18 protein-coding genes are annotated in these 20,493 nt (G+C 73.7%); 9 read left to right on the top strand and 9 right to left on the bottom strand.

What is annotated here, in order from left to right; all coding sequences use genetic code 11:
* Positions 1 to 4: 4 nt before the first annotated feature.
* The 7 genes from AB0B39_RS18230 (at position 5) to AB0B39_RS18200 (ending at position 7,590) form a co-directional block, all read left to right on the top strand.
* The gene (locus tag AB0B39_RS18230) at positions 5 to 2,581 is read left to right on the top strand and encodes a LuxR C-terminal-related transcriptional regulator (RefSeq protein ID WP_357574875.1); all 2,577 of its coding nucleotides are present in this window, start codon (positions 5 to 7) and stop codon (positions 2,579 to 2,581) included.
* A 43-nt stretch (positions 2,582 to 2,624) separates the two neighbouring features.
* Complete coding sequence (locus AB0B39_RS18225) at positions 2,625 to 4,646, top strand: nitrate- and nitrite sensing domain-containing protein (protein ID WP_357574874.1); 2,022 nt, start codon at positions 2,625 to 2,627, stop codon at positions 4,644 to 4,646.
* The gene (locus AB0B39_RS18220) at positions 4,643 to 5,092 is read left to right on the top strand and encodes a roadblock/LC7 domain-containing protein (protein ID WP_234581717.1); all 450 of its coding nucleotides are present in this window, start codon (positions 4,643 to 4,645) and stop codon (positions 5,090 to 5,092) included. Before AB0B39_RS18225 ends, AB0B39_RS18220 begins: the two co-directional genes overlap by 4 nt.
* Positions 5,070 to 5,450, top strand: coding sequence for a DUF742 domain-containing protein (locus AB0B39_RS18215; RefSeq protein ID WP_357574873.1), 381 nt, complete (start codon positions 5,070 to 5,072; stop codon positions 5,448 to 5,450). The genes AB0B39_RS18220 and AB0B39_RS18215 overlap by 23 nt, the downstream gene beginning before the upstream one ends.
* A gap of 69 nt (positions 5,451 to 5,519) precedes the next feature.
* Positions 5,520 to 6,254: a cellulose binding domain-containing protein gene (locus AB0B39_RS18210; protein ID WP_357489669.1), complete on the top strand. Its 735-nt coding sequence runs from the start codon at positions 5,520 to 5,522 to the stop codon at positions 6,252 to 6,254.
* 44 nt (positions 6,255 to 6,298) lie between these two features.
* Complete coding sequence (locus AB0B39_RS18205; protein WP_234581719.1) at positions 6,299 to 6,679, top strand: YccF domain-containing protein; 381 nt, start codon at positions 6,299 to 6,301, stop codon at positions 6,677 to 6,679.
* Positions 6,680 to 6,792: 113 nt separating this feature from the next.
* Positions 6,793 to 7,590 (top strand): SAM-dependent methyltransferase, encoded by a 798-nt coding sequence (locus AB0B39_RS18200; protein WP_357574872.1) that lies wholly within the window; start codon positions 6,793 to 6,795, stop codon positions 7,588 to 7,590.
* A gap of 28 nt (positions 7,591 to 7,618) precedes the next feature.
* Here AB0B39_RS18200 and AB0B39_RS18195 read toward each other — a convergent pair whose 3' ends face one another.
* Positions 7,619 to 8,353 carry a cellulose binding domain-containing protein gene (locus tag AB0B39_RS18195; protein WP_357574871.1) on the bottom strand — a complete coding sequence of 245 codons (735 nt, stop codon included), beginning with the start codon at positions 8,351 to 8,353 and terminating at the stop codon, positions 7,619 to 7,621.
* 379 nt (positions 8,354 to 8,732) lie between these two features.
* On the opposite strand from AB0B39_RS18195, the gene AB0B39_RS18190 reads away from it, so the two are divergent.
* A complete protein-coding gene (locus AB0B39_RS18190) occupies positions 8,733 to 9,806 on the top strand; it encodes a hypothetical protein (RefSeq protein ID WP_357489662.1) in 1,074 nt (357 codons plus the stop codon).
* Positions 9,807 to 9,932: 126 nt separating this feature from the next.
* On the top strand, positions 9,933 to 10,859 hold the full coding sequence (locus tag AB0B39_RS18185) for an acetamidase/formamidase family protein (protein ID WP_357574870.1): 927 nt from the start codon (positions 9,933 to 9,935) through the stop codon (positions 10,857 to 10,859).
* A gap of 46 nt (positions 10,860 to 10,905) precedes the next feature.
* Here AB0B39_RS18185 and pdxY read toward each other — a convergent pair whose 3' ends face one another.
* From pdxY to AB0B39_RS18145, 8 genes are all read right to left on the bottom strand, one after another.
* Positions 10,906 to 11,757: a pyridoxal kinase PdxY gene (pdxY, locus tag AB0B39_RS18180; protein ID WP_234581724.1), complete on the bottom strand. Its 852-nt coding sequence runs from the start codon at positions 11,755 to 11,757 to the stop codon at positions 10,906 to 10,908.
* 226 nt (positions 11,758 to 11,983) lie between these two features.
* Positions 11,984 to 12,769, bottom strand: coding sequence for a serine protease (locus tag AB0B39_RS18175; RefSeq protein WP_357574869.1), 786 nt, complete (start codon positions 12,767 to 12,769; stop codon positions 11,984 to 11,986).
* A gap of 388 nt (positions 12,770 to 13,157) precedes the next feature.
* Positions 13,158 to 14,285 carry an LLM class flavin-dependent oxidoreductase gene (locus tag AB0B39_RS18170; protein ID WP_357574868.1) on the bottom strand — a complete coding sequence of 376 codons (1,128 nt, stop codon included), beginning with the start codon at positions 14,283 to 14,285 and terminating at the stop codon, positions 13,158 to 13,160.
* 18 nt (positions 14,286 to 14,303) lie between these two features.
* Positions 14,304 to 15,371 (bottom strand): LLM class flavin-dependent oxidoreductase, encoded by a 1,068-nt coding sequence (locus tag AB0B39_RS18165; protein WP_357574867.1) that lies wholly within the window; start codon positions 15,369 to 15,371, stop codon positions 14,304 to 14,306.
* Between the two features lie 10 nt (positions 15,372 to 15,381).
* Positions 15,382 to 16,731, bottom strand: coding sequence for an NtaA/DmoA family FMN-dependent monooxygenase (locus AB0B39_RS18160; protein ID WP_357489652.1), 1,350 nt, complete (start codon positions 16,729 to 16,731; stop codon positions 15,382 to 15,384).
* Between the two features lie 14 nt (positions 16,732 to 16,745).
* Positions 16,746 to 17,954 (bottom strand): LLM class flavin-dependent oxidoreductase, encoded by a 1,209-nt coding sequence (locus AB0B39_RS18155; protein WP_357574866.1) that lies wholly within the window; start codon positions 17,952 to 17,954, stop codon positions 16,746 to 16,748.
* A complete protein-coding gene (locus tag AB0B39_RS18150; RefSeq protein WP_357574865.1) occupies positions 17,951 to 19,606 on the bottom strand; it encodes an ABC transporter ATP-binding protein in 1,656 nt (551 codons plus the stop codon). The genes AB0B39_RS18155 and AB0B39_RS18150 overlap by 4 nt, the downstream gene beginning before the upstream one ends.
* Positions 19,606 to 20,493, bottom strand: a complete 888-nt coding sequence (locus tag AB0B39_RS18145) for an ABC transporter permease (RefSeq protein WP_357574864.1) — start codon at positions 20,491 to 20,493, stop codon at positions 19,606 to 19,608. The genes AB0B39_RS18150 and AB0B39_RS18145 overlap by 1 nt, the downstream gene beginning before the upstream one ends.

Below are 20,493 nucleotides of genomic sequence, written 5' to 3'. Positions count from 1 at the left end.
CACAATGATCATGAATGACGTCGTCGAGTCCCGACTGGTGCTCGGCAGAGCGCCCAAGGCCCTGCTGGACCGGGTCGCCGACGATCCGACCGGCCCGCTCCTGGTCGGCCTGGCCGGTCCCGCCGGCCACGGCAAGACCGCGCTGCTCGCCGAGCTGACGCGCATCGGGCGACGGGCCGGGCTCACCGTACGCACGGGCGTACCGGAGCCGACCGATCCCGTCGACCCGGCCGAGCTGCTGCTGGTCGACGACGCGCACCTGCTCGACGACGAGCGGGTCGGCGTGCTGCTGGATCTGGTCGCCACCCGACGGCACCGACTGGTCGTCGCCCACCGGCCCTGGCCCCGGTCGGTGGCCCTCTCCGAGCTGACCGACGTGCTGCGCCGTGAAGGGCAGGCCGTGCTGCTCGGCCCGTACGGGCGGGAGCAGACCGCGGCCCACCTCGCCGCCGCGGCGCCCGAGCTGGCGCACCGTGGCGACCTGGTCGACTACGTGCACACGCAGACCGGTGGCGTCCCCCGCGACGTCGAGCGGCTGACCCGTGGCCTGCGCGCGGTCCCGGCCCTGAGCAGCGCCCCGACCGAACCGCCCCGGTCCGTCGTCCTCGAGTTCGCCCCGGAGCTGGAGATCCAGCCCACCGCCGTACGACGGCTGCTGCTCGCGGTCGCAGCCGGCGTACCGCTGCCGGTGACCATGCTCGGCCCGCTGCTCGACCAGGAGCCGGAGGCGGTCGACGAGCTGATCGCCACGACCCGGGCCGCCGGGCTGATCGGCGCCGACGGCCGGCTCACGCCGATCGTCCGGCGGGCCGTCACCACACTCAGCCCGGCCACCGAACGCAGCGCGGTCTGGCGTCGCCTCACCGAGTTGCAGCTCGCCCGGGGCGGCCCGGTGCTGCCGCTGGTGCGCTCGCTGCTCGCGGTGGGCGTGCTCGGCGACTGCCCCGCCCCGACGCTTGCCGCGGCGGCGCAGGAGGCGCTTGCCGACGAGCCGGCCTTCGCCGCCGATCTGTTCGCCGCCGCAACCGCGGCCGGACACCCGACGAGCGCCCGGCAGGCGCTCGCCGCCGCGCTCGCCGGCAACCTCGACGACGCGCTGCGCCTGGCGGACCGGCTGCTGGCCGCAGCCGATCCGACGGACCGCGCCGAGGCAGCAGTGGTGGCCGCCACCGCTCTGGCGCACCGCGGCCACACCGGCCGCAGCGTCGAGCTGTACCGCTGGTCGGGCACCGCATCGTCGCTGGCGTACGCCACCGTCGGCGGGCTCGCCACCGGCGACCTGACCGCAGCCGGTCCGCCGGTGGACGAGTCGGCCGGCGAACCGCCCACGCTGCACGCCAGCGCCGCCCGGCTGATGGCCCAGGGCGTCCGCGAGAGCGTCACCGGCACGCCGAGCGCCGCGCTCTCCGCGCTCGTGCAGGCCGCCGCGCTGCTGGAGCCGGACGGCCGGGCGGCGCTCCTGCCGGACAGTCCCGCCGCGCTGGCCGCCCTGACCGCCGTGCACTCGGGCGAGCTGGACATCGCCGAGCAGGTGCTGCACCGGGCGCAGGCCGCCGGGGTCGGCGGTCCGCTGATGGCCCGCCGGCACCGGCTGTTGCAGGCCTGGATCCTGATGGTCCGGGGCCAGACGCTCGCCGCCGCCGAACGCCTCGCCACGGTGACCGCCGACGAACGGCCGTTGGAGTCCCGTGACCTGCTCTTCGCCGCCGCGTTGCGGATGGGCATCGGTCGGCGCACCAGCGACCTCGGCGCGCTCAAGCGGGGGTGGGGGCAGGCCCTGGAGGCGGTGGTCCGCCATCCCGTCGACCTGTTCACGCTGCTGCCACTTGGCGAACTGGCCATCGCGGGCGCACGACTGGGCGACGCGGCCCGGTTGGCACCGTACCTGCGGGAGGGTCGCGCGCTGCTCGACCGGCTCGGCGCTCCGGCACTGTGGAGCGTTCCGCTGCACTGGAGCGGGTTGCACGCGGCCATCCTGAGCGGCGAGCCGACGGCCGCCGACGACCACGTCGCCGCCCTGCTGGCCGCCGCCGACCACAGCCGCTACGCCGCAGTTGTCGCCGCGGCCGCCGAGAGCTGGGTCGAGGTGCTGCGGGGCGTGGTCGACCCAGTGCGGGTGGAGGCCGCCGCCCGCGGCCTGCACGACACCGGACTGTGCTGGGACGGCGCGCGCCTCGCCGGGCAGGCCGCGATCCGCACCTCGGACCGGCGGGCGATGACCACCCTGCTGGAATGCGCCCGCGTGCTCCAGGGCCGGCCGGCCGCCGCCACCGGCGGGCCGCGACCGACCGCCGGCGAGAGCGCCACCCCGGCGGCCGACGCCATCGCCGCCCCCACCCAGCAGGGGCTCAGCGACCGGGAGTACGAGGTGGCCGAGCTGGTGCTGGCCGGGCTGACCTACCGGGAGATCGGTGATCGGCTCTTCATCTCGGCGAAGACCGTGGAGCACCACGTGGCCCGCATGCGCAACCGGCTGAACTGCGCGAACCGTGCCGAGCTGCTGGCCCTGCTGCGGACCGTCGTCGCCGACCGGGCCAGCGACGCCGCCGGGCAGCCCTGGCCGCAGCGGTCGGCGCGATGAGCCGGACGTGCCACGGGTCACCGCGAACCGGGCGGAGCGCGACGTGACGCACACCCCCGAACGGCGACTGCGGGTCCGGTTCATCGCCGCGGCGGCGGTGCTGCTCACACTCTGGTCGTACGCGGCCTACCTGACCGGTCAGGACGCGGTCGACCTGCTGCGGGTGCGGACCCTGGCCGACACCCTGGGCCAGCCCATCGACCGGCTGATCCTCAGCCTGCAGACCGAGCGCCGGGTGACCGCCGAGGCGCTGGCCGGGTCGGCGCCGGCGCGGACCGCGCTGGCCGGGGCCCGCGAGGTGACCGACCGGGCGACGGCGGACGTCCGGGCGTTTCCGGCCGGCCGCGATCTGCGCCTGCTCAGCGCCGGGGCGGTGCGTGATCGGGCCGAGGCGCTCGTGCGGCGGTTGAACGGGCTCGGCGCCGTCCGGTCCCAGGTGGACGCCGGGTACCTCGACCGCACCAAGGCGACCGACGGGTACGACCAGCTCGTCGACGCCGCCTTCGACGTGTACGGACCGGAGTGGGGCGCGTACGAGAGCAGGTTGGCGATCGAGACCCGCGCGGTGATCGCGCTGGCCCGCGCCCGCGAGCTGCTCGCCCGGGAGGACACCCTGATCAGCGCGGCCGTCCTGAGCGGTCGGATCACCGCCGAGGAGCGGCGCCGGCTGGTCGAGCTGGTGACCACCCAGCGGTACGCCCGCGCCGAGGCGGCGGCCGGCCTGCCGGCCGGTGGCCGGGGCGCGCATCAGCGTCTCGCAGCGGCCCCGGAGTTCGCGGGCCTGCTCGCGGTGGAGGACGTGCTGCTGCGGACGGACCGGGCCGACGCGCTGCGCGGGATCAGCGCGGCGGACTGGCGGACGACGGTGGACGCCGCGCTCGGCGCTCTGCACGAGCTGGTGACGACCACCGCCCGCGGGAGCGTCGAACGGGCCACGCCGGGGGCGGCGGTGATCGTCGGGCGGACCGGCGCGGTGGTGGGGCTCGGGCTGATCGCCGTGCTGGCGGTGCTGCTCGGCTGGGCCGCCACCGTGCGCCGTCTGAGCGACGGGCGGGCCCGCCCGGGCGCCGACCCGAGCCGGCCCGAGCCAGTGCCGGCACCACCCGCCGACGACCAGCCACCCGGCGACCAGACCGGCAGCGGCCAGACCGGCAGCGGCCCGACCGGCGGCGGGCCGGTCGAGGACCGTCGCGCCGGGGACCTGTTGGTGCGGGTCACCCGGCACAACCAGGTCCTGCTGCGCGATCAGCTCGACCTGCTGGACGCGATGCAGCGGCGGGAGCGCAGCGCCGAGGAGGCCGACGAGCTGTTCCAGCTCGACCACCTCACCACCCGGATCCGCCGCAACGTCGAGAAGGTGATCACCCTCGCCGGCGCGACCCCGGCCCGCCGCTGGCGACGTCCGGTCCCCCTGCTCGACGTCACGCGCGGCGCGGTCGCCGAGGTGCCGGAATACCACCGCGTCCTGGTCGCGCCACACTGGCCGTGGTCGCTCGCCGGGCCCGCCGTCACGGACGTCGTGCACCTGCTGGCCGAGCTGATCGAGAACGCCCTGACCTTCTCGGGCACCGACACCACAGTCCGGGTCGCTGGTGAGCACCGGCCGCACGGCTGCGCGGTCGTGGTGGTCGACGACGGTCCCGGCCTCGACGAGACCGCGTTGAGCGAGGCCAATCACCTGCTCACGAACCCGCCCACCCACCCGCCCGCCGACGCCACGGGGTTGCACACGGTCGCCCTGCTGGCCGCCCGCTGCGGTGCCCGCGTCACGTTGCGGCCCAGTCGGCGCGGCGGGACGGCCGCGATCGTGCACCTGCCTGCGGAACTGGTCACGGTGACCGGCGGACCTGCCGTGGCGGTCCCCGGGCCCGCGCACCGGCCGGGTCACGGCGGGCCCGACGCGGCCAGGACGGGCGGGGCGGGCGGCACGGGCGAGTTGCCGATGCGGGTCCGCCAGTCCCGGGCCGCCGGGCCCGAATCCGGGCCGAGGTGGCCCGAACCCGGCAGCACCGGCCCCGACACCGTCGAGCTGCCGGTAACGAGAGCAACGAGGAGACATCGATGACGCATGCAGTGGTCACCGCGGACAGCCTGACCGGCGCGCTGGACCGTCTGGTCGACCGGGTACGCGGGGCGGAGTTCGCCGTGGTGCTCTCCCCGGACGGGCTCCCGCTCGGCAGTTCCCGACGGGTGGAGGCGAAGCTGGCCGAACAGATCTCCGGCGTGGTCGCCGGCCTGCTGGCGTTGGGGCTGGCCGCCACCCGCACCTGCGACGCGGGCGGGCTGCGTCAGATCGTCGTGCAGATGTCGCGGGCGTTCCTGTTCGTCGCCACCATCGGAAACGGGACGATCCTCACCGTCCGGATCGCCGGCGACGAGACCGAGGTGGGTGACATGGCGTACGAGGTCGCGCTCTTCGTGGGGCAGGCCGAACGGCACCTGCCGATCACCCTGAGCCCCGCCTCCGCGGCGAGAAGCGGGGAATCCGGTGCACAGCGCCAACTTCGCTGACGAGGCGTGGTACGACGACGACGCCGGCCCGGTGGCCCGTCCGTACACGATGACCGGTGGGCGCACCGCTCCCGAGCGGGGCCGCTTCGACCTCATCTCGCTGGTCGTCGCGCGGCGGTCGGCCACACCACCCACGGCACTCTTCCCCGAACAGGCGCGCATCGTCGAGCTGTGTCACCATCCAGTGTCGGTGGCCGAGGTCAGCGCCGAGCTGGATCTGCCCCTGGGCACCGTCCGGGTCCTCCTCGGTGACCTGCTCGGGGCGGGTCTGGTCGAGACGCACGAACCACCGACGCTGTCGGAGCTGCCGTCGCAGGAGCTGCTCGAGTCGATACTTGTCGGGTTGCGCGCCCTGTGACGGGTCGGGTGCCACCGCGATCCATGGGTCGCGGGTTGGCGTCCGGTGATGAAGTGAAGGGGAGAGGCAGTGCCGGCAACACCGCCGCAGCCACGGCGTACTGTGGCGATCATTCTGCTGGACCGGATCGTGGCCGCCGCCGCAGCCGTACGGCGGGTGGTCACCGGCCGGGGCGATGTGTCGCGGGCCACCTGGATCGCCGTGCTCGCGGCGCTCGGCGTGGTGGTGGCGACGGTGGTCTCCATCATCGGCGTGGTGCGTACGCCGGAGCAGTTGGCGCCGGTGACCCTCGATCCGCCCCCGTCGGTGGACCAGTTGGGCACCCCGGCGGCGGGTACGCCCCGGGGGCAGGCGATACCGGCGGCCAGCAGCCCGCCCACGTCCGCGCCGCCGTCGGCAAGCGCGGCCCCGCCGCACGCCGAGCCGCCGACCAGCGCGCCGGCGGTGACCCCCTCGTCGGCGTCGCCGACCCCGGCCGCGCTCGCCGCCGACTTCGCGATCGAGGAGAAGGCCCTGCTCAGCTACGGCGCCGCCGTGACGGTCAGCAATCCGGGGCCGGCTCCGGTGGCACAGTGGACGCTGGCCATCACGCTGCCCCGGGAGTCGCTGCGCGTCAGCGCGGTCCAGGGCGCGCGGGCCACGCAGGACGGCGCGGTGTGGACGTTCGTGCCGGACGGGAGCGCCGGGCAGGTGCCGGGCAGCGCCTCGGTCCGGGTGACGTTCCGGGTCAACGGCGCGGCGGTCGGCGCGACGCCCACGGCGTGCACGATCGACGGGGTGGCCTGCGCAGGGCTGCCGGACTGACGGCCGCCGGCCGTCCGGTGGCGCGCGTCGCTCATGCTGAAGGGGTGATTCGCTTCGTCCTGAACGTCCTGTGGCTCATCTTCGGTGGTGGCCTCGTGCTGGCGATCGGCTACGGCTTCGCCGCGCTGGTCTGCTTCGTCCTGGTCGTCACCATCCCGTTCGGCGTCGCCTCGTTGCGCCTCGCTGTCTACTCGTTGTGGCCCTTCGGTCGCACCCTGGTGCCCAAGCCGGGTGCGGGCGTCGGCTCCGGGCTGGCGAACGTGCTGTGGGTGGTGCTGGCGGGCTGGTGGCTCGCCCTGTCGCACATTCTCGCGGGCATCGCGCTCTGCGTCACGATCATCGGAATTCCCTTCGGCATCGCCAACTTCAAGCTCGTCCCGGCCGCGTTCTGGCCGCTGGGCCGGGAGGTCGTGGACGCGCCGTGACCCGTCGCCGGGTCGCCCGCGTAACAACGGGCGACCCGGCCCGGACCGTCACCGTCGATAGTGGACACCTTGAGGCGCCACCCCCGCCGTCGAACCCCCGATTGGAGCCTGGCATGGCCGGCCCGGACGCCGAACTCACCGCGACGCTTGCGCCCGACGTGCCGCACGCGGCGCGGATCTGGAACTACTGGATGGGCGGCAAGGACAACTTCCAGTCCGATCGGGCGGCCGGTGACGCGGTCGCCGAGGTCTACCCGGAGATCGTCCTGATGGCACAGCAGTCCCGCCGGTTCCTGGTGCGGGCCGTACGCCATCTGGCCGCCGAGGCGGGTATCCGGCAGTTCCTGGACATCGGCACGGGCCTGCCCACCATGCAGAACACCCACGCGGTCGCCCAGGGCGTCGCGCCCGACTCGCGGATCGTCTACGTCGACAACGACCCGATGGTCCTCGTGCACGCGCGCGCGTTGCTGGCCAGCACGACCGCGCAGGGCGTCACCACGTACGTCCCGGCCGACTACCACGACCCGGAGAGGATCCTCGCCGAGGCGGCGCGGACGCTGGACTTCGACCAACCGATCGCTGTCATGTTCATGGGTGTGCTGGGGTACGAGCCGGACCTGGCCGTGGTGCGCTCGATCGTCGCTCGGACGATGGACGCGACCGCGTCCGGCAGCCACCTGGTGCTCTGGGATGGCACCAACACCAGTCCGGCGGTGGTCTCCGGCGCGCAGCGGTTGGCCGAGAACGGTGGTGTGCCGTACATCCTGCGCAGCCCGACGGATCTCGCCAGCTGCTTCTCCGGGCTGACGATGGTGGAGCCCGGCCTCGTGCCGATCCCGTTGTGGCGCCCGGACGACGCCGACGCCGAGGGGATCGACGCCTACGGCGCCGTGGCCCGCAAACCCTGACGGGCGCGGGCCACGGCCCGGTCACCGGTCAGCGACCGCAGGCCAGCAGCAGAGCGTCGGGAACCGCGCTGGTGGTCACGAGCAGGCCGAACGTCGTCGCGCCGCCCGGCGCGAGCGTCCCGTTGTAGGAGGCGTTGCGGACCGTGACGTCGGCGCCGGCCGTCTCGGCGACCCCGCGCCAGACCGTCTGGATGCGCTCGTCGCCGGCCCACCGCCAGGAGACGCTCCACCCGTCCAGCGCCTGCGTGCCGGTGCTGCGCACCGTCACCGTGGCGACGAAACCGGTGCCCCAGCGGGAGTCGATGGTGGCCGTCGCCCGGCACGCCGCCAGCGCGGCGGTCCGGGCCGGTCCGATCATGTACGGGTCCCGCCGGCCATCGGCGTCACTGACCCGGTACCAGTACTCGGTGTCGGGCGTCAGCTGGCCGATGGTGACGGTCCCGTTGGTCTCGGGCCCGGTGACGGCCTGGGCCACCGGCGCCTGCCACTGTTGGGCGTCCTCCCGGCTGGCGAAGAGGCTGACGGTCATCGGCGGGTTGTAACCGCAGGGCGGGCGGAACAGGATCGAGTACGACAGCGTCACGCTCGTGGTGGTCACCGCGGTCACCGACACGCCTATCGGTAGGGCCGGCGGGCAGGTCGGGGTCGGTGACGGCGACAGGGTGGGTACGGGCGTGGGGGCCGGCGCGGCCTCGGCGGAGCCGGTCGTGCCGGCCCAGCCGGCCAACGCCATGGTCGTGACTGCCAGGAAGATGCGGAGCATCGGTACCTCCGGGAAGACCGTCGCCGTCGCGGTCGAGGATGGGCGACCGACCGTGCGGGGCCGGACGTGCGGCGGCCGCCCGACGGCGATCGGCATGCGGCCGCTGACGAGGACTGCCCGGCGCGGGTGGTGTGACCACCTCGCGCGTCCCCGCATCCGGAAAAGACCTGACGCGCCGGCTCCCCGAGCGCGCGAAGCACAGCATCGCATTCGACAACCGTCGATACAAGCGCGCCCACCGGTGAGCGGCGGCGGCAGCGGGTCGTCGACGCGAGCCCGTCGAGAAGCGGCTGCCTGCTCCTCGCCGCGGGGACACGTGCCGGTCCCCTGAACCGACGATCATCCATCGTGGCCTGTCAATTCGACGCGGGAGCACACCATGCGTGACAGAAGCAGCACGAACCGGCGATCCCGGGTGGCGAGGGCACTGACCGCGACGGCCGCCGTGGCGGCACTCACCGTCGCCCCGCTCGCGGCGCCGGCACCCGCCACCGCCGCCGTCAGCCGTGCCGAGCTGGCCCTGCGCTGGGCGCCCGTGCACTACCAGGACGTCGACGCCACCGGCACCCACGCCCTGGGCGGTCAGTCCGACTATCTCACCGCCGTGGACTTCGACGGCGACCTGTCCGGGCGCAACAACTGGGACCGTGCCGGCCAGTCCGGCACCTCCCTCGCGGCGCACGCGTACTACTCGGTCGTGGAGACGAGCACCCACTGGTACATCACGTACCTGTTCTTCCACCCGCGGGACTGGACCGATCACCCGTTCTTCGAGACCGAACACGAGAACGACGGCGAGGGAGTTCTCTTCGCGATCGAGCGCGACGGTACCCCGTACGGCGTCCTGCGCGGCGCGGTGACTGTCGCGCACAGCGACTTCTACTCGTACACGCCGGCCGGCAGCACCTGGACCAGTGGCCGGGAGAGCGTCGACGGCACCCTGCAGTTCCAGACCTCACCGCACGACTCCTTCGCGCACCCGGTGACCGCGCAGGAGGCGCAGGGGCACGGCCTGAAGGCGTATCCGCAGTACGCCATCAACGGCGACGGCCTGGTCTACTACCCGTCGACGGTGGCCGAGACGCCGAGCAGCGGCGACGACCGCGACGTGCGGTACCAGCTCGTCGACATCTTCGCCGCCGGGGGTCTGTGGGCGCAGCGGACCAACGCGAACCTGTTCGCCAGCCTCGGCACGTTCGCCGGCGACACCTCCGGCGACTGCGGCTCGGGCACCTGGAGCTGCTCGGCGAACTCCGCGAACGCCCCCTGGGGCTGGGACGACGGCAACGACGTACCCGCGCGCGGCGAGCTGGCCAGCGACCCGGCGAAGCTGTCCGCCGAGTACTTCACGGTCCCGGCCGGGCTGGCACGCAGCTACAGCTACAACCCGTACGCCGGCGCCGCCGCGGCGCTGGCCGAGGCGGCCAGGACGGCAGCGCCCACCGTCGACTGACCGACGGCTCACCTGCGCGGCCGGCCCGTTCTGGGCCGGCCGCGCACCGGCTCACACGCCGCCGCCGGGCGCGTCGGCCGCCCCGGAGCGGTCGCGCCGCGCCGCGCCAGCACGTAGCCTGCGCGGATGCGACACACCCTCGCACCCGGTGACGAGACCCTGCACGGTCACTTCTCCCCCGACAGTCCGCCGGCCCTCACCATCGACCCCGGCGACACCGTCACCTACCGCACCCTGGACTGCTGGTGGTCGGCCGGCCCCTACCCGGGCGGAGCGAACCGGGACCGGCCCCGGGTCCCGCAGCACCGGCCCGATCACGGGCATGCGCTGACCGGGCCGGTAGCGGTCCGCGGCGCGCGGGCCGGCCAGACCCTCGCGGTACGCATCGACGCGATAGTCCCGGGCGCCTGGGGAACGACTGTGGCCGGCGGGTGGCCGAGCGGGTTCAACAAGCGCTACGGCGTCGAGGCCGACGGCGTGGTGCACGCCTGGGAGCTGGACCCGGTGGCGTTGACCGGCCGCAACCAGCACGGCCACACGGTGGCGCTGCGCCCGTTCATGGGGGTGCTCGGCATGCCGCCCGCCGAGCCGGGGAGGCACTCGACAATTCCGCCCCGGCCGTGCGGCGGCAACCTGGACTGCAAGGACCTGACCGCCGGCAGCACCCTGCTGCTGCCGATCCCGGTCGACGGGGCGCTGTTCTCGGTGGGGGACGGGCACGCCGCGCAGGGCGACGGCGAGGTCGGCGGTACGGCGATCGAGTGCCCGATGGACGAGGTGACGCTGACCTTCGACGTCCGCGACGACTTCCCGGTCACCGGCCCGGTGGCCCGCACCGCCGACGCCTGGCTGACGCTGGGCGTGGGCGCGTCCCTCGACGACGCGACGTTCATGGCCCTGGACGGGATGCTGACCCTGCTGCAACGGCTGCACGGCCTCCGCCGACCGGACGCGGTGGCGCTGGCCAGCGTCGTCGTCGACGTGCGGGTGACCCAGATCGTCAACCAGACCGTCGGCGCGCACGCGGTGCTGCACGACGACGCGCTGCGCTGAGCCGCCACAGCGGACCGCCCGTGCCGCTTCGCGACGCCGGACGCTGTCAGCGCAGCCGGCGGGCGGTGAACCTCGCCGGCGGCTCGGCGATCGCGTCCTGTGCCGCGACCAGCTGGATCTCCCGGGTGCCCGCCGCGAGAGTCGCCTCAAGGACGGCGAAGACCGAGGAGATGGTGCGCTCCAACGCGGTAGCGGGTGAGCCGGAGGTCAACAGGTGCGCCAGGTACAGCGCTGCCGTGACGTCACCCCCGCCGTTCGGATTGATCGGCAGCAGCGGCGTGGTCACCGCCCAGGCGCCCTCGTCGGAGACCGCCACCACCTCCAGCGCGTCCGCCGGCACGTCGCCGTGCAGCACGCTCGTGACCAGGACGTGCCGCGGTCCGGTGGCGCGAACGACGTCGACGGCCTCCAGCACCTCCGCCAGCGTGGACGTCGTACGGCCGGCGAGGAAGTCCAACTCGAAGTGGTTCGGCGTGATGATGTCGGCGCGCGGCACGACCGTGTCGCGCAGGTACTCCGGAATGCCGGGTCGGACGAACATGCCCCGACCGATGTCGCCCATCACCGGGTCGCAGCAGTACACCGCGGCCGGGTTGGCGGCCTTGACCTGGGCCACCGCGTCCAGGATCACGGCGCCCATCGCCGGATCACCCTGGTAGCCGGACAGCACCGCGTCGGCGCCACCGAGGACCCCCCGGTCGGCGATGCCCGCGATCACCTCGGCCACGTCGGCGGCGGCCAGCAGCGGCCCGCGCCACGCGCCGTACCCGGTGTGGTTGGAGAAGTGGACCGTCAGGACGGGCCAGACCTCGTGCCCGAGTCGCTGGAGGGGAAAGACGGCGGCGGAGTTGCCGACATGGCCGTAGGCGACCGACGACTGGATGGACAGGATCTGCACCGACCCATCATGGCCGCCCTCGACGAGACGCGGCGCACGGGCCGCCGAATCTGTCGGCTGGCCCACTCCGGCCAACAGGTACGCGCCGGACGGGCCGCGCCACGGCCGACCCGCGAGCCGGCGCCACCACAGCGCGGTCGGGCGTGCGGCGCCAGCCGCGGAGCACGCCCCCGGGCGGCCCGGACCGTGTCGTCCGCGCCGCCCGAGGTCCTCCGTCAGCGGGTCGTCAGCCGCCGAGGCTCGCCGCGGCCGAGGCGATCGACGAGGCGAAGTAGCTCACCTGCGTGTAGACGCCCGGGTAGTTGGGTCGGGCGCAACCGTTGCCCCAGCTGACGATGCCGACCTGGACCCACGCGTTGGTGGCGTCGCGGCGGAACATCGGGCCACCCGAGTCGCCCTGGCAGGTGTCCGTACCGCCGCTGGCGTAGCCGGCGCAGATCTCCTCGGCGGGGATCAGGTCGCCGCCGTAGTTGGAGTTGCAGGTGGAGTCGCTGACGAACGGCACGGTGGCCTTGAGCAGGTACCGCTGCTGGCTGCCGCCCTCGCGCGCGGCGCCCCAGCCGGCGATGGTGAAGGTGCCGCTGTCGTACGCGGTAGTGGTGGCGATCTTCAACGTGCTCAGCCCGGTCACGGGGGTGGCCAGGCGGATCAGCGCCCAGTCCTTTCCGGAGCCGTTGTAGCCGGGAGCGCGGTAGACGTAGTTGGACCGGACGGTGATCCGGCTGGACGACTGGAGGTCGACGGTCCCGAGTGTCGCGGTGATGCTGGTGTTGGTGCCGGTCGAGCCCACGCAGTGCGCCGCGGTGAGCACCAGCCGGGAGCTGTAGAGGGCCCCGCCGCACCCCATCGAGAGCCGCACCATGAACGGGAACTCACCCTGCGCGGCGCGGGTGCCGCCGACGACGTTCGGCGTGACGGGGTTGTCGGCCGCGGCAGCGGGCGCCGCGAGGGTGAGGCTGGCCGCGGCCAGCGCGGCGGCCACCAGGCCGGTGAGGGTACGCCAGCGAACCATGCATTCCTCCGCATCCGGACGGCACGCCTTGTGAGCGCGCCTCGAGTCGAGATAGCGATCAGCATATTGAGATGCATGGATGTTGCGGGTCATCCCCGCTGGGTCGTATCCCCGCGTTATGGGGCCGAGGCGTCGTCCTCGCGCCGGCCACGCCGATCCGGGCGACGGCCACGGTCGGCGCCGACGGCCAGGAGCCGAGCAGATCGACAAGGCTGGAAAGGGCGCTGGTGTCGGGGACAAGGTCCATCGCGGCCTCCGGGTTAGAGCCCCACCATCCGCGCTCCGCGGAGGGCTTCCCCCGGGCCCGGCGTATCGACGGGCGCCACAGTCATTGTGGCAGCCCCCGACGACCAGGGGAACCGGCAGCCGCCGACGGCGCGGAGCGCGGTCAGTCCCGCCACTCCTTGGCGAGCAGCTCGAAGGAGCTGATCCGGTCGGCGTGCGCGTGCGTGATCGTGGTGATCAGCAGCTCGTCGGCGTCCGTGACGTCCCGCAGGGTCCGCAGCCGCTCGGTGACCGTGCCGGGTGATCCGACGAACTGCGTGTCGACCCGGTCCGCGACGAGCCGACGGTCGGCGTCGGTCCAGGGCAGTGCGGCGGCCCGTTCCGGGCTGGGGAACGGGATGGCGCCCTCGCCACTGCGGATGCTGCGCACCCAGGGCCCGTACGGCGCGGAGAGACGGCGTGCGGCCTCGTCGGTCTCGGCGACCACCACGTCGGCGGAGACCACCACGTACGGCTGCGCCAATCCGGCCGAGGGCCGGAACGCGGCCCGGTAGGCGGCGACCGCGTCGAGCACCGAAGAGGGGCTGACGTGGTAGTTGGCGGCGAACGGCAGGCCCAGCGCGCCGGCGAGTTGTGCGCTCTCCCCGCCGCTGCTGCCCAGCAGCCACACCCGCAGGTCGGCGCCCTCCCCCGGAACGGCGTGCGCGTCCAGGCCGTCGGCGTCGGTGTAGTCGCCCCGCAGCAGGGCCAGGACGTCGGCCACCTGGTCGGCGAAGGCCGGCGGTTGCGCCCCCGGCTGGTGCAGCAGCGCGCTGGTCAGGGCGAATCGTGGAGAGGCGAGCACGCTGGCGTAGGAGAACGGCGGCGGGATCAGCAGCCCGTCGACCACCCGGGCCTCGGCCTGCGGCGGCGGAGCGGACGCGGCGGGTTCCCGGGAGGCCTCCACCCGCCGCTGTCCGGACCGGCCCAGACCGAGGTCGATTCTCCCCGGATACAGGGCGGCGAGGGTGCCGAACTCCTCGACCACCGACAGGGCGGTGCGGTGGCCGACCTGGACCGCGCCGGAGCCGACGCGGAGCACACTGGTGGCCGAGGCCACCTGCCCGATGAGCACGGCCGGCGCCGAACTGGCCACGCCTGCGGCGAGGTGGTGCTCGGCCAGCCAGTAGCGGTGGTAGCCGGACTGCTCGGCCCGGCCGGCCAGGTCGACGGTGTTGCGCAGCGCCTCGGTGACGGTGCCGCCGGCGGGAACCGGAGAGAGATCGAGAACGGACAGAGGGGTCGCTGACATGGTGGTCCCCGTTTCTGGTCAGGCCGTCGTGGCGGCGGTCACCGGCGCGCGGAACGGGCGGCTGGGAATCTCGCGGCGCAGCACCGGAGCCACCTCGGCCTGGAACAGCTCCAGGCTCTCCCGGTGCTGCTTGTCGGTCAGCCCGTCGTGGTCGGCCTGGAGGTGGATGACCTCGTGGCCGAACCGCTCGTGGTAGCGCAGCACCTTGTCGATGATCTGCTGCGGACTTCCCACAAGCATCGAGCTGCGCTCGATGGCGTCGGACAGGGCGTGGAAGACCGGCGGGACGCCGAGCCGGCGGAACGCGGCGAGCCGGGCGTCGAAGATCGGCCGATACCTCTCGACCGCCTCCTGCGACGTGCGCGCCACGTGGAACCCCGCGGTCCCGGCGCCGACGAGGGCGTCCGCCGGGTCGTGTCCGTAGTGGACCCACCGTTCCCGGTAGTGGCGGATGAGGTCAGCGTAGGGCTCGATGGGGTTGGTGACGTTGGCGGAGAAGATCGGATCGCCGTGGCGGGCCGCGAGGTCGACCGACTCCCTGCTGGTGGCACTGCCGTGCCAGACCCGGATGGGCTGTTGCAGCGGGCGGGGCCAGGTCTCGGCCTCGGTCAGCGACGGTCGGTACGTCCCGGACCAGGTCACCTTCTCCTCCCGCCAGAGCCGACGGAACAGCTCGTAACCCTCCCGGTTGCGGTCCCACTGGTCGTCGGCGGTGACGTGGAAGAGCTGCGCCTGCGCGGCGCCGTTGCCCTTGCCGATGATCAGTTCGAGTCGGCCGTCGGAGAGATGGTCGAGGGTGGCGTAGTCCTCGTAGGCGCGGACCGGGTCGAGCAGGCTCAGGGTGGTGACCGCGGTGAAGAGCCGGATCGTGGCGGTCCGGGCCGCTATGTGGCTCAGCACCACCGGCGGCGAGGAGGAGATGAAGGGACGTTCGTGCCGCTCGCCGACGCCGAACCCGTCGAAGCCGAGTTCCTCGGCGAGAACGGCGGTGTCCACCACCTCGCGGAACCGCTCGGTGGTGCTGCGGCGACGACCGGTGACCGGATCGGGCAGGTGGGTGATCAGGGTTATCAACAGGAACTTCATGCGGCGACCATCACTTTCGGCGGGGTCGGGGGCGGGCGGGGCCGAGGCCGAGGTGGTCACGCAGGGTGGTGCCGGTGTACTCGGCGCGGAACACGCCGCGCTCCTGCAACAGCGGGACGACCCGGTCGACGAACTCGTCGAGACCGCCCGGGGTCAGGTGCGGCACCAGGATGAACCCGTCGGCGGCGTCGGACTGCACGAAGTGGTTCATCCGCTCGGCGACCTGCCGCGCGGTGCCGACGAACGACTGCCGACCGGTGACCTCGATGACCAGGTCACGCATGCCGAGGCCCTTCTCCTCGGCCAGGGCCCGCCACTGCCGGGCGGTGGCGACCGGGTCGGGGTACATGCCGGCCCGGCCCCTGCTGATCGTGTCGGCACTGACGTCCGGGTCCTCGGCGGGAAGCGGGCCGTCGGGGTCGTACCCGGACAGGTCCCGGTTCCACAGCTGCTCCACGAGCAGGATCGCGGTCTGCGGGCTGACCTGCTGGCGGCGGATGTGGTGGGCGCGTTCCTGTGCCTCGGCGTCGGTGTCGCCGAGGACGAAGGTGACCCCGGGAATGATCTTCAACTCGTCGGGGCGACGGCCGTACCGGGCCAGCCGGGACTTCACGTCCCGGTAGAACTCCTGACCGGCCTCCAGGGTGCCGTGTCGGGAGAAGATCGCATCGGCGCTGGACACCGCGAACTCGCGCCCGTCGGGCGAGTCGCCGGCCTGCAGGATCACCGGGTGTACCTGCGGGCTGCGCGGCACGGTGAAGTGCCCGGCGATGTCGAACTGGTCGCCGTGGTGGGTGAAGGCGCCCGGGTCGGCGTCCGTGACGTACCGGCCGGTGTCCCGGTCCCCCACGATCGCCTCCGCCGGCCACGACTCCCACAGCGTCCGGGCGGTACGCACGAACTCGGCGGCCCGCTCGTAGCGCAGCGAACGGTCGAGGTAACCGCCCCGGCGGAAGTTCTCCCCGGTGAACGCGTCGGAAGTCGTGACGACGTTCCAGGCGGCCCGCCCACCGGAGAGGTGGTCGAGGCTGGCCAACTGCCGGGCCAGCTCGTACGGCTCCCGGAAGGTGGTGTTGAGCGTGCCGGCCAGGCCCAGGTGGGTGGTGACCGCGGCGAGGGCGGAGAGCAGGGTCAACGTGTCCGGGCGGCCGACCACGTCCAGGTCGTGGATGCGGCCACGCTGCTCGCGCAGACGAAGCCCTTCGGCGAGGAAGAGGAAGTCGAACTTGCCGCGCTCGGCGGTGCGGGCCAGGTGGACGAAGGAGGAGAAGTCGATCTGGCTGCCGGAGTCCGGATCGCTCCACACGGTGGTGTTGTTCACGCCGGGAAAGTGCGCGGCCAGGATTATCTGCTTGGGCATGGCGGTCTCCAGACTCAGGCGGTCGTGGCGACGGCGTAGCGGCTTGCCGGTCGGGTCAGGCCGAGCAGCCCACGCAGCGTCCCGCCCGGATATGCGGCGCGGAACAGACCGCGTTCGCGCAGCGCCGGCACCAGCGCCCGGGTGATCGCGGTCAGATCGTCGGGGAGGACGGCCGGCCGCAGCCGGAAACCGTCCACTCCGGCCCGGTGCCACTCGACCAGCAGGTCGACCAGCTGACCCGGGGTACCGGAGAAGAGGGCGGCGTCCGACGTGAACCGCGCGCCGTGCAGGTCGTCGAGACGAGCCCTGCGCCGGCGGGCCAGCGTCGGCGTCTCGTCGAGCAGCACGACCAGGTCGGCGAGCACGCGCAGCGGAGGCCCGCTGCGCCCGACGGTCTCCTCGACCGCCCGGACCTCCCCGACGATGGCGGCGACGTGCCCGGGGTCGGTCGGGGTGACGAAGACGACGTCGGCGTGCCGGGCGGCGAAGGCGTACGGCACCGACGAGTGGGCCAGCGCGGCGACCACCGGCTGTCCCTGCGGTGACCGCGGCACGATGGAGGGGCCCTTGACGGAGAACCACCGCCCGGTGAAGTCGACGTAGTGCAGCCGGTCCCGGTCCACGAAGCGGCCGGTCGCCACGTCCCGGATCTCGGCGTCGTCCTGCCAGCTGTCCCAGAGTCGGCGCACCACCTCCACCGCGTCGCCGGCCTCGGCGATGAGGTCGCCGACGAGCCGTAACGTCTCCGGTTCGTCGAGCCGGGCCGGGTCCAGCACGGGGATCTCGCGGCGACCGAAGTGCCCGGCCTCGGCCCGCCGGGCCGAGACCCGGGGCCGCCAACCGGCCCGCCCACCGCTGATGTGGTCCAGCGTGGCCACGGCCGTCGAGACGTGGAACGGTTCGGTGTGCGTGGTGCTGGTGGTCGGGACCAGCCCGATGTGCCGGGTCAGCGGGGCGATCCGCGCCGCGATCTGCACCGCGTCGAGGCGCCCCCGGAGCTCGTCGGCGCGGCCGTCCGGGCCGTCGGACCGCGACGACTGGAGGTCGAGGCTGTCCTCGATGGTCAGCAGATCCACTGTGGCGCTCTCGGCCTCGCCGGCGAGTCCGGCCCAGTAGCGGGCGGTCAGCGGCGCGGACGCGCCGGCCCGCGAGAGCCGCCAGGCGGCCGGGTGCCAGCCCAGGCCGTCCAGTGCCACGGCCAGGTGCAGGGTCTTCTCGGTCATGGGCGTACCTCCTGCGGTCGGCCGGTCGTGACGAGCGTGGGCAACGCGTCGAGCAGGGACCGGGTGTGGTCGTGCCGGGGGTAGGTGAAGACGTCGCCGACCGGGCCCTGCTCGACCACCGCGCCGTCGTGCATGACCAGCACGCGGTCGCTGAGGTGGTGCACCACGCCCAGGTCGTGGGAGATGAAGAGCAGCGCCGTGCCGTCGGTGGCCCGCAGCTCGGCCAGCAGGTCGAGGACCTGGGCCTGGACCGAGACGTCGAGCGCGGAGACCGGTTCGTCGCAGACGATCAGGGTGGGTCGTGGGGCGATCGCGCGGGCGATGGCGACCCGCTGCCGCTGTCCGCCGGAGAGCTGCCGGGGGTGCCGGTCGAGCAGCTCCGGCCCGAGGCCGACGCGACGCAGCAGGTCGACGACGTGGTCGCGGCGGTCGCCCCGATCGACGTCGGCGTCGAGGTTCTCCCCGACGACCTGGGCCACGCGGTAGCGCGGGTCGAAGGAGCTCAGGGGGTCCTGGGAGATCAGTTGCAGCCGGCGGCGCAGCGGGCGACGGCTCCGCTCGGGCACCCCGGACCACGGCGCCTTCTCGAAGGTGACCGCGCCGGAGTCGGCGGTCAGGAGACCGGCGACGATCCGGGCCAGGGTGCTCTTACCGGACCCGGACTCCCCCACCAGCCCCAACGTCTCGCCCTGCGCGATGGAGAAGGAGACGTCCCGCACGACCGTGTGGTCGGCGTACCTCCTGGTCAGCCCGACCGCGTCGAGCACCGTGTCGTCCGGGCGAACCTCGGGACGGGCGGGCAGCGCCTCCCGTCGCGCAACGCCGCCGTCCCGCGGAACCGCGGCGGCGGCGAGCCGGTGCCCCCGCGACGACGCCGAGGGCACCGCAGCCAGCAACTGCCTGGTGTACGGATGTGCCGGGGCCCGCAGCAGTCCTGCGGTGGGGCCGTGCTCGACGATCCGACCGTCCCGCATGACGAGCACCCGGTCGGCGACCTGGGCGACCACCGCCAAATCGTGGCTGATCAGCAGCAGGCTCACCCCGGCTGCCTGCCGCTCGGCGAGCAGCCGCAGGATCTGCGCCTGCACGGTGACGTCCAGCGCGGTGGTCGGCTCGTCGGCGATGAGCAGGGCCGGTTCCCCGGCGATCGCCGAGGCGATGAGCGCCCGCTGTCGCAGCCCTCCGGAGAGCTGGTGCGGGTACTGCCGGGCGCGGCGCTCCGGCTCCGGGAGGTGGACCTCGTCGAGCAGGTGGGTGACCCGGCCGGCCCGTTCGCGGCGGCCGACGATGCCGTGGGTGGTGAGCACCTCGCCGATCTCGGCGCCCACGGTGCGCAGCGGGTCGAGAGAGACCAACGCGTCCTGCAGGACGAGCCCGGCGAGCCGTCCGCGTACCCGTCGCCAGTCCCGTGGGCGGTGGCCCCGGACATCCTGACCGGCAAGGTCGAGCCGGGCGGCGCGGACCGTCGCGCCCGGGCCGGCGAGGCCGACCAGGGTACGGGCGGTGACGCTCTTGCCGGACCCGGACTCGCCGACGATTGCCACGCACTCACCGCGCTCGACGGTGAGGCTGATCCCCCGGACCGCCGCGACCCGTCCGGTGGGGGTTTCGAAGTCGACGTGCAGGTCCTCGACCGCGAGCAGGGGGGCCATCAGCGCCGCCGCCCGTCGAAGCGGGTCTGCCAGTGCCGCCCGACGACAGTCAACGCCACCACTGTCGCGGTGACGGCGACGCCGGGCAGGACGGTGATCCACCAGGCCACCTGCAGGTAGTTGCGTCCCTCGGAGAGCATCGCCCCCCACTCGGGCGACGGCGGCTGTGGACCCATGCCGAGGAAGCTGAGCCCGGCGGCGATCATGATCGCCTCGCCGAGCCCGATCACCGCGAGAACCGGCACCGGGCCGATCACGTTGGGCAGGACGTGCCGCGCCACCAGCCGGGGCCGGGACAGACCGAAGGTGACTGCCTGTTCGACGTACGCGGCGCGGCGGACGAGCAGTGTCTGACCACGCACCACCCGGGCGTGGTGCGGCAGGGTGGCGACGCCGATGGCGACGATCAGGCTGACGGTGCCCGGCCCGGCGACGGCGATGAACAGCAGCGCCAGGAGCAGGATCGGAAAGGCCGAGATGGCGTCGAAGGCGCGGCTGAGGGTCTCGTCGGCGAGCCGGTGGGTGAGGCCGGCGAGCAGACCGAGCAGCACGCCGCCGGTGACCGCGATCGCCGTGGCCGCCACCCCGATGGTGAGCGAGTGCCCGGCGCCGTGCACGACCCGGGTCCACACGTCACGGCCGAGGTGGTCGGTGCCGAACCAGTGCGCGGCGCTCGGCGCTTCGAGCACTCTCAGCGGGTCCGCCGCGAGCGGGTCACCGGGTGCCAGGACCGCCGGCCAGACCGCGGCGACCACGAGCAGGATCAGGTACGCCCCGGCGGTGAGTAGCCCTGGCCGCCACCGACGTCGGCGGACGGTCGGGGCGGGCGGGGTGGACGGGTCAGGTGTGTGCGCGTCGGTGGTTGCCGGGGCCAGGGTGACTGTCAT

Source organism: Micromonospora sp. NPDC049114 (genome assembly GCF_040648635.1).
Lineage (GTDB): Bacteria > Actinomycetota > Actinomycetes > Mycobacteriales > Micromonosporaceae > Micromonospora.
The sequence above is the reverse complement of the archived record's forward strand: the minus strand, read 5'-3'. Positions and strand labels throughout refer to the sequence as shown.